General features: G+C 70.1%; 8 protein-coding genes. 6 read left to right on the top strand and 2 right to left on the bottom strand.

Going from position 1 to position 6,511, the window contains the following annotated elements:
* Positions 1-31: 31 nt before the first annotated feature.
* A complete protein-coding gene (locus tag ACFVSL_RS06585; protein ID WP_386939582.1) occupies positions 32-265 on the bottom strand; it encodes a helix-turn-helix domain-containing protein in 234 nt (77 codons plus the stop codon).
* Complete coding sequence (locus ACFVSL_RS06590; RefSeq protein ID WP_386939584.1) at positions 265-885, bottom strand: hypothetical protein; 621 nt, start codon at positions 883-885, stop codon at positions 265-267. The genes ACFVSL_RS06585 and ACFVSL_RS06590 overlap by 1 nt, the downstream gene beginning before the upstream one ends.
* A 187-nt stretch (positions 886-1,072) precedes the next feature.
* Here ACFVSL_RS06590 and ACFVSL_RS06595 point away from each other — a divergent pair, with 187 nt between their 5' ends.
* The 6 genes from ACFVSL_RS06595 (at position 1,073) to ACFVSL_RS06620 (ending at position 6,399) form a co-directional block, all read left to right on the top strand.
* Positions 1,073-3,601, top strand: a complete 2,529-nt coding sequence (locus ACFVSL_RS06595; RefSeq protein ID WP_386939585.1) for an ATP-dependent Clp protease ATP-binding subunit — start codon at positions 1,073-1,075, stop codon at positions 3,599-3,601.
* Positions 3,602-3,705: 104 nt separating this feature from the next.
* Positions 3,706-4,176 (top strand): hypothetical protein, encoded by a 471-nt coding sequence (locus ACFVSL_RS06600; RefSeq protein ID WP_386939586.1) that lies wholly within the window; start codon positions 3,706-3,708, stop codon positions 4,174-4,176.
* Entirely contained in the window at positions 4,173-4,553 is a 381-nt protein-coding gene (locus ACFVSL_RS06605; RefSeq protein ID WP_386939587.1) for a MerR family transcriptional regulator, read from the top strand. Before ACFVSL_RS06600 ends, ACFVSL_RS06605 begins: the two co-directional genes overlap by 4 nt.
* A gap of 142 nt (positions 4,554-4,695) precedes the next feature.
* Positions 4,696-5,202: an amino-acid N-acetyltransferase gene (locus ACFVSL_RS06610; RefSeq protein WP_386939589.1), complete on the top strand. Its 507-nt coding sequence runs from the start codon at positions 4,696-4,698 to the stop codon at positions 5,200-5,202.
* 62 nt (positions 5,203-5,264) lie between these two features.
* Complete coding sequence (locus tag ACFVSL_RS06615) at positions 5,265-5,894, top strand: hypothetical protein (protein ID WP_386939591.1); 630 nt, start codon at positions 5,265-5,267, stop codon at positions 5,892-5,894.
* A gap of 94 nt (positions 5,895-5,988) precedes the next feature.
* Positions 5,989-6,399, top strand: a complete 411-nt coding sequence (locus ACFVSL_RS06620) for a dehydrogenase (RefSeq protein ID WP_386939592.1) — start codon at positions 5,989-5,991, stop codon at positions 6,397-6,399.
* Positions 6,400-6,511: the final 112 nt, after the last annotated feature.

The raw sequence follows: 6,511 nt of genomic DNA on the forward strand, positions 1-6,511 counted from the left end.
GCCGGGGGAGACCCCGGCGGCCCTTCGTCGTTCAGCGCCGGCGCACGACGAGGAGGTCGCCGACCTCGCAGTCAAGCGCCTCGCAGACGGCCTGGAGCGTCGAGAAGCGGATGGCCCGCGCGCGGTCGTTCTTGAGCACGCTGAGGTTCACCAGCGAGACCCCGACGAGCTCGCTCAATCGGGTGAGCGTCATGCCGCGCGCCTCGAGCAGCTCGTCGAGCCGGCAGTGGATGTCGTGGGCGTCGTCGGGTTCGGCCGGTGCCATCAGACGAGGCCCTCGGTGTCGCGCTGCAGGCGCTCGCCGACCGCGAAGACGGTGCCGAGCAGGGCCACCACGAACGCGGCGAGGATGAGCGCGAACGGTTCGACCGTGAGGATCACGTTGTCGAAGGTGCGCTCGCTGAGCACCGCGAAGGCCCCGTTCGCCGCCATGTTGCCGAGGAACGGCACCGCGAAGTAGCCGGCGAGGCCGGTGATGCCGGCCGCCGTGACGAGCACGGTGTTCGCGCGGCTGAACACGATGCTGCGGCTGACGTTGCGCGCGAGCCAGACGAGGCACACGACCACGCCGAGCACTGCGACCATCACGATCACCTGCTGCAGGACGAGGGCCCACAGCGATGCGGCGGGCAGCGAGGGGGCCGTGATGATCGCCCGATCGAGCTCGACCGGGATCAGCGCGCCGTCGACCCCGATCGGTGCGTCGGCGGTCGTGCCGGCGAACACGGCGAGCACGGGTACGTCGCGATTCGGGAGCACCTCGATGATGCGGCCCACTGCGGCCCAGACGGCCCAGGCGGCGATCGCGACGCCGGCGGCCATGAAGGCCCACAGGGCGACGGCGTCGCCCCGGGAGACGGCGGGAGCGGGAAGCGTGGCGGCCATGTCGGATCCTAACGATTATCGATAATAACGAATATCGATAACCTAGGCCCTCGTGCGCCTCGGGTCAACCCCGCGCCCGCCCCGAACCGCGGTGCGCCCACGGCGAACAGGGCCCCACGGGGCATCCGGCTTGTTTACGCTCGTTGTATCGACGTCCCCTGCCCAGTGGGGCCGTGAGGAGTAGAGCATGTTCGAGAGATTCACCGACCGAGCCCGTCGTGTCGTCGTCCTGGCCCAAGAAGAGGCCAAGATGCTCAATCACAACTACATCGGCACCGAGCACATCCTGCTCGGCCTCATCCACGAGGGTGAGGGCGTCGCCGCCAAGGCGCTCGAGTCGCTCGGAATCTCGCTCGACGCGGTGCGCGAGCAGGTCCAGGACATCATCGGCCAGGGCCAGCAGCAGCCGACGGGGCACATCCCCTTCACGCCGCGTGCGAAGAAGGTCCTCGAGCTCTCGCTCCGCGAGGCGCTGCAGCTGGGCCACAACTACATCGGCACCGAGCACATCCTCCTCGGCCTCATCCGCGAGGGCGAGGGCGTCGCCGCGCAGGTCCTCGTGAAGCTCGGCGCAGACCTCAACCGGGTGCGCCAGCAGGTCATCCAGCTGCTCTCGGGCTACCAGGGCAAGGAGCAGGTGCAGGTCGGCGCGAACGAGCAGCAGGCCCCCCAGGGCGGCTCGCAGATCCTCGACCAGTTCGGCCGCAACCTCACGCAGGCCGCCCGCGAGTCGAAGCTCGACCCGGTGATCGGCCGCGAGAAGGAGATCGAGCGGGTCATGCAGATCCTCTCGCGCCGCTCGAAGAACAACCCCGTGCTGATCGGCGAGCCCGGCGTCGGCAAGACCGCCGTCGTCGAGGGCCTCGCCCAGGCGATCGTCAAGGGCGAAGTCCCCGAGACCCTGAAGGACAAGCAGCTCTACTCGCTCGACCTGGGCTCGCTCATCGCCGGTTCCCGCTACCGCGGCGACTTCGAGGAGCGCCTGAAGAAGGTCACGAAGGAGATCCGCACGCGCGGCGACATCATCGTCTTCATCGACGAGATCCACACGCTCGTGGGCGCCGGCGCGGCCGAGGGCGCAATAGACGCCGCCTCGATCCTGAAGCCGCTGCTCGCCCGCGGCGAACTGCAGACCATCGGTGCGACCACGCTCGACGAGTACCGCAAGCACTTCGAGAAGGACGCCGCGCTCGAGCGCCGCTTCCAGCCCATCCAGGTGGCCGAGCCCTCGCTGCCCCACGCGATCAACATCCTCAAGGGGCTGCGCGACCGCTACGAGGCGCACCACAAGGTCTCCATCACCGACGGCGCCATCGTCGCCGCGGCGAACCTCGCCGACCGCTACATCAGCGACCGGTTCCTGCCCGACAAGGCGATCGACCTGATCGACGAGGCCGGCGCGCGCCTGCGTCTCTCGATCCTCTCGTCGCCGCCCGAGCTGCGCGAGTTCGACGAGAAGATCGCCGTCGTGCGCGCCGCGAAGGAGACCGCGATCGAGGAGCAGGACTTCGAGAAGGCCGCGTCGCTGCGCGACGAGGAGAAGAACCTCCTCGGCGAGCGCCTGCGCCTCGAGAAGCAGTGGAAGTCGGGCGACGTCAAGACCACCGCCGTGGTCGACGAGGGCCTGATCGCCGAGGTGCTCGCGCAGGCCACCGGCATCCCCGTGTTCAAGCTCACCGAAGAGGAGAGCTCGCGGCTCGTCTTCATGGAGAAGGCGCTGCACGAGCGCGTCATCGGCCAGGAGGAGGCGATCTCCGCACTGTCGAAGACGATCCGCCGCACCCGCGCCGGCCTGAAGGACCCGAAGCGGCCCTCGGGCTCGTTCATCTTCGCCGGCCCCACGGGCGTCGGCAAGACCGAGCTCGCCAAGGCGCTCGCCGAGTTCCTCTTCGACGACGAGGCCGCGATGATCTCGCTCGACATGTCGGAGTACGGCGAGAAGCACACCGTCTCGCGGCTCTTCGGCGCCCCTCCCGGGTTCGTCGGCTTCGAGGAGGGCGGCCAGCTCACCGAGAAGGTGCGTCGCAAGCCGTTCAGCGTGGTGCTCTTCGACGAGATCGAGAAGGCGCACCCCGACATCTTCAACTCGCTCCTGCAGATCCTCGAAGAGGGTCGTCTGACCGACGGCCAGGGCCGCGTCGTCGACTTCAAGAACACCGTCATCATCATGACGACGAACCTCGGCACGAAGGACATCTCGAGCGGACCGGTCGGCTTCGCGCTCGAGGGCGACACCCGCACCGGGTACGACCTCATGCGCGGCAAGGTCAACGAAGAGCTGAAGAAGCACTTCAAGCCCGAGTTCCTGAACCGCGTCGACGAGATCATCGTGTTCCCGCAGCTGTCGAAGCCCGAGCTGCTGCAGATCGTCGACCTGTTCCTGAAGCGACTCAGCGAGCGCATGCTCGACCGCGACATGACCGTCGAGCTCACCGTGCCCGCGAAGGAGCGCCTCATCGAGGTCGGCTTCGACCCGGCGCTCGGCGCCCGGCCGCTGCGTCGCGCGGTGCAGCACGAGGTCGAGGACCGCCTCTCCGAGAAGATCCTGCACGGCGAGCTCAACGCGGGCGACCACGTGCACGTCGACTTCAAGGACGGCGAGTTCGTCTTCACGACGACCCAGCGCGAGCTGCCGGTGAGCGTGGGCGTCAACACGAACGCCGCGATCGGCACGGGCCCCGCGACGCCCGACCTCGCCGCAGCCTCGGGCGAGTAGGCGCGAACGACACGAAGGGGCGGATGCCGAGGCATCCGCCCCTTCGTCGTACCCGCTTCGCGCGACTTGACCCTGCACCATGGTGCAGGGCCGACCATGGCGGCATGACCACTTCGATCGCCGCAGGCGACGCAGCCCCCTCGCCCTCCGACGCCCCGATCAGGGCCTTCGATCGCTCACGACACCCCCGCTGGGGCCGCGCCGGGGCGATCTACGACCTCGTCGTGACCGTCGGGTTCGCGACCCCGTGGACCGCCGCCGCCGTGCTGGGTCTCACCCGGTGGGCGCACGACGCGCTCGGGCTCCCCGGCGCGCAGCTCCCCGAGTTCGGGGCGACGGCGCTCATGTTCGTCGCGATGTTCGGCACGGTCGTGACGATGTGGGCCGTCGCGCGGATCCTCCGCCCGGAGGCGCGCTTCATCGCGATCGACACCGTCGGGCGCGTGCTGTTCTCGCTCTGGATGATCTGGGCGCTGTTGAATGGGCAGAGCACGACGATCGTCGTGTTCCTGATCGGGGAGGTCGTGTGGTTCGCTCTGCAGCTCAGCGGGTTGACGCGCCTGCGGCGACGTTGACGATCGGCGACCTCGCCGCCGCCGCCGGCGTCGCGGTCAGCACGGTTCGCTTCTACGAGCGCCAGGCGCTCGTCGAGCCCGAGCGGCGCTCGCCGGCCGGCTACCGGCTGTACGTCGCCGAGACGGTGCGCCGGGTGCGCTTCATCCGCCGTGCGCAGGAGCTCGGTTTCACGCTCCGTGAGGTGCGCGAGGTGCTGCGCCTGTCGGAGGAGCCCGAGCTCATCGCCTTCGGCGACGTCGCGGAGCAGGTCGCGGCGAAGCTGGACGAGCTCGATCGGCGCATCGCCGACCTCGGGCGCGTGCGCGACGCGCTCGCACTGCTCGTCGAGACCGGTCCGACGCACCCGAGCTGCCCGGTCGTGGAGGCGCTCGTCTGAGGCCGCCGTGGCCCGCGCAGGACGCGGGATGCTCGGCGGCGGGCTCCTGGCGGGCGGCGCATCGTGCGGTGCATCCGGCGGTGCATCGGGCCGCGCTTCGTGCGGTGCCGCGCCGTGCCGCGCTCGGGAATACGATGAACGGATGACGACCGAGTTCCACGTGCGCCGCGCGCGCACGAGCGATGTGCCGAAGATCATCGACGTCGTGGAGCCGCTCGTCAGCCGACGGATCCTGCTGGGCAAGGAGCGGGTCGACCTGTACGGGGCGATCCAGGAGTTCCGCGTGGCGGAGGACGGCGACGGTCGCGTGATCGGCGCTGGGGCACTGCACGTCATGTGGGAGGACCTGGGCGAGGTGCGCACCCTCGCCGTCGACGACGCCTGGCTCGGCAAGGGCGTCGGCCACGCCCTGCTCAGCACGCTCGAGCAGGAGGCGCGCGAGCTCGGGCTGAGCCGCCTGTTCTGCCTGACCTTCGAGACCGAGTTCTTCGGCCGGCACGGCTTCGAGGACATGGGCGCCGAGACCGTCGACCCCGAGGTGTACGCGGAGCTCGTGCGTTCGCACGACGAGGGCGTCGCCGAGTTCCTCGACCTCGCCCGGGTCAAGCAGAACACGCTCGGCAACACGCGCATGCTGAAGCGCCTCTGAGTCCTCCCCGGCGCGCCGGGCGGATGCCTCGGGGCGGGCGCCCGCGGCCGTACCCTGTGAGCATGTCGACGAATTCCGCGCCCTCCGGGCGCCAGACGCCGCAGGTGTACCGCCGGCGACGGCTGCTGGTGCTGCTCGGAGTCGTCGCCGTCATCGTCGCCATCGTCCTGATCATCGTGCGGCCGGGCGCGAGCTCGGGCGACGAAGGCCAGAAGGACGCGCCCGCGGCCTCCGAGTCGGCCTCGCCCGAGACGGCCATCCCGACCGAGCCGACGGCCGTCGACGGCGACCCGTGCGGGCCCGAGCAGATCACCGTCGAGGCGATCACCGACAAGAGCTCGTACGAGGCGGGGGAGCAGCCCGAGCTCTCGGTGACGATCACCAACACCGGCAAGAACATCTGCGTCCTCAACGCCGGGACGAAGGCCCAGGTCTTCACGGTCACGAGCGGCGACGAGGTCTACTGGACGTCGACGGACTGCCAGACCGATCCGATCGACGCGGAGGTCTCGCTCACGCCCGGCACGCCCGTGAGCTCGAGCGCCCCCATCGTCTGGGATCGCACCCGCTCGAGCCCCGAGACGTGCACCGGCCCGCGGGAGTCGGTGCCCGCCGGCGGCGCGTCGTACCACCTGGCCGTGACGGTCGACGGCTTCGAGGCGGCCGAGCAGAAGCAGTTCCTGCTGTACTGAGCCGGTGACGTGCGGCCGCCGTCGCGGTCCCGTGCGCCTGCGCCGTGAGCGATCGCCGTCGGGCGCTCCGCCGAAGGATCGGTAGCCTTGAAGGATGGCAGCCAAGTCACGCAAGAAGCCCGCGGGCGAACCGCTCGAGTTCCGGTCGCAGGCGCTCGCCGAGGCGCTCGAGCGGCAGGACATGGCTGCCGTCGCGCTCGCCTTGCGCAACGGCAACACGGTGGTGCCGCTCATCAAGCCGGGTCCGCGCGACAAGCCGCTCGACGGCGGCGAGGTGTGGACCTTCCGCGACCCGAAGACGGGCGAGGTCGCGCTGCTGCTGTTCAGCGACGCCGCGAACAAGCCGGCCAACCTGCCGCCCGCGGTGGGCCTCCAGAGCCCGGCGTGGCTGCGTTCGTTCCTGAAGCGCTACGAGTCGACGATCACGACCGTGTTCCTCGACATCGCCGGCCCGCACCCGATGCAGGCGCCGCCGGGCGAGCTGCTGCGGGCGCTCGAGGCCTGACCCGGGCGCGATCCGAGGGCGCCGGCATCGTGTCGGGCTCGCCCTTGAGCAGGATGAGCGCGCCGGCAGGGCCGGATGCGGGTGTGCCGGACGGCTCATCCTGTTCAGGAAC

Origin of the sequence: Agromyces sp. NPDC058064 (assembly GCF_042885275.1) — a bacterium.
Classification (GTDB): domain Bacteria; phylum Actinomycetota; class Actinomycetes; order Actinomycetales; family Microbacteriaceae; genus Agromyces.